This window comes from Mycobacterium sp. TH-M106, assembly GCF_057473765.1.
Genome location: NZ_JBYCLE010000610.1, coordinates 1 through 2,125 on the forward strand (window position 1 = coordinate 1; position 2,125 = coordinate 2,125).

Annotated in this window: 2 protein-coding genes and 1 pseudogene; 2 read left to right on the forward strand and 1 reads right to left on the reverse strand. The window is 66.8% G+C overall.

Features of this window, described 5'->3' with window-relative positions:
* Positions 1-89: 89 nt before the first annotated feature.
* Complete coding sequence (locus AC2VOP_RS20750; RefSeq protein WP_486962716.1) at positions 90-1,232, reverse strand: PE-PPE domain-containing protein; 1,143 nt, start codon at positions 1,230-1,232, stop codon at positions 90-92.
* 174 nt (positions 1,233-1,406) lie between these two features.
* On the opposite strand from AC2VOP_RS20750, the pseudogene AC2VOP_RS20755 reads away from it, so the two are divergent.
* Positions 1,407-1,478 (forward strand): annotated as a pseudogene (locus tag AC2VOP_RS20755) (16S rRNA (guanine(966)-N(2))-methyltransferase RsmD); the annotation flags it as partial.
* A gap of 49 nt (positions 1,479-1,527) precedes the next feature.
* Positions 1,528-2,125 (forward strand): ATP-binding cassette domain-containing protein (locus AC2VOP_RS20760; protein ID WP_486962717.1); only part of this gene is annotated, 598 nt, incomplete at its 3' end.

A 2,125-nucleotide genomic window follows, 5' to 3' on the forward strand; every position in this document is an offset into this window, starting at 1 on the left:
AGCAATCCCTGCACTACCGGGTAGGCGCGCCGCACGCGCGCATTCTCAGTTGAGGCAACGAAGAGGTCTACGCGCGCATTTTGGATGAGTCAACGCGCCGGGTTGTCAACGATGGGCGTGATGTGGAAAATATCGGGGTTCTGCAGATCTTTGACGGCGTCGGAGACTCCGTTGAGCAGGCTGTTGCCCAGCGCGGTGAGCACATCGGCGGGATTGAGATCGGTGGGAAACAGACCGAACGTGGTGGGCACATTGGCGGGCCCCGGGCTCCAGCCGTCGGTGATGCTGCCGTAGCCGAGGTTGACCAGGATCTTGGTGCCGGGTTCCAGCAGGTCGTAGAGCGGTTGCCCGACCACCGGGAGCAGCCGCAGCGGGTCCAGCAGCGGCAGGGTCTCGGTCGGGATCATGTAGTAGTTGGTCAGGCCCTCCCCGGTGAGGGCCGCAGATCCTGGCAGAAGGATTGCCTGACCGCCATCTGCTGTGGGTGTCAGCTCGGTCGGGGTGAGAACCGGATAGGTGGAGTGCACGCTGATGGTGCCGAGCAGGGCGTTGAGGTCGGAGAGCAGGTTGAGCGGATACCGCGGGACGTCGGCGAATCCGTCGTATTCCTTCGTGTAGATGTCGGTCGGGAACAAGTCATCCGGGGTGGCGCCGCTGAACGTGCCGAAGAAGGGCATCGTAGTGGTGCTGGCACCGCCCGCCGGCACGTCGAAGAGCTGCAGCTGGCCGCCGCTGGGGTTGTTGGGGTCACCGACCAGCACGAAATGCACATCGTTGCTGGGCACGCCCTGGGCGGCGAGCTGGGGCATGGTCAGCGAAGCGATGGTGGCGCTCTCCGACCAGCCGAAGACCACCACGGGATGGTCGGCATCGACATGCCCTCCGGCGATTTGACCGTGAATGGTGGCGTCCAGGATCTGCTGTCCCTGGGCCACCGCGGTGTTGAACTCCAAGCTTTTGACGCCGGTACTCGGGTAGTCCCCCTCGGGGGTGAACAACCCGTGCGCGGTGCCGGTGAAGCCTCGCGGTTGCAGATACAGCGTGTCGGCCGCGTCCACATAGCGTTGGCCCGGTATCGGGAAACCGCTGGGGCCGATCACGAAGGCCGTGCCGTTCCCGAGCGGCGAGTCCGCGGTGTCCACCGGGTTGCCGGTGAGCCGCACTCCGCCCGTCTGCACGCCGGATAGCGCGGGCACGAGTGACGGGGCCATCGCCAGGCCCACACCTGTCATGGCGACCGCGAAAGTACTATATAGAAGACGCATCGGGGTGGTCCCCTCTGTGCAGGTACCGTAAAAGCTTAACGAAGACTTGCTGGTAATTTCGGCCAGACCCAGTCATCACCGTCGGCCGCGGCGGTCCGTATTTGCCGACGACGCATTGGCGATCGAGGGCCCGTGATCTGCGCCGGCGACGATGCAGTGGGGGTACCTCCCGCTTGCGGGGGACGAAGCGATGAGGAGAAGCGGCGCCCGTGATCTGCGCCGGCGACGATGCAGAGCGAAGCGATGAGGAGAAGCGGCGCGCGTGATTACCGCAACCGACCTGGAGGTCCGCGCCGGGGCGCGCACCCTGCTCACGACGGTCGGCTCGGCGCTGAGGGTGCAGCCCGGTGATCGCATCGGGCTGGTCGGGCGCAACGGCGCCGGTAAAACCACCACCCTGCGCATCCTGGCGGGCGAGGGCGAACCCTACGCCGGCACCGTCACCTGCAGTGGCGGAATTGGGTATCTGCCGCAGGATCCCAGGGAGGGAGACCTCGACATCGTCGCCCGCGACCGGGTGCTCTCGGCGCGCGGGCTGGACACGCTGCTCGCGGATCTGGAGAAGCAGCAGGCGCTGATGGCCGAGGTCGCCGACGACGGGGCTCGCGACCGTGCGATTCGACGCTACGGCCAACTCGAGGAGCGCTTCGCCACGCTGGGTGGATACGCTGCCGAAAGCGAAGCCAGCCGGATTTGCACCAGCCTCGGCCTGCCCGAGCGGGTGCTGACCCAACGGCTGGGCACCCTCTCCGGTGGGCAGCGCCGCCGGGTCGAGCTGGCCCGGATCCTGTTCGCCGCTGCGCAGGGGGAGGGTTCGGCCACCACGTTGCTGCTCGACGAGCCGACCAACCACCTGGACG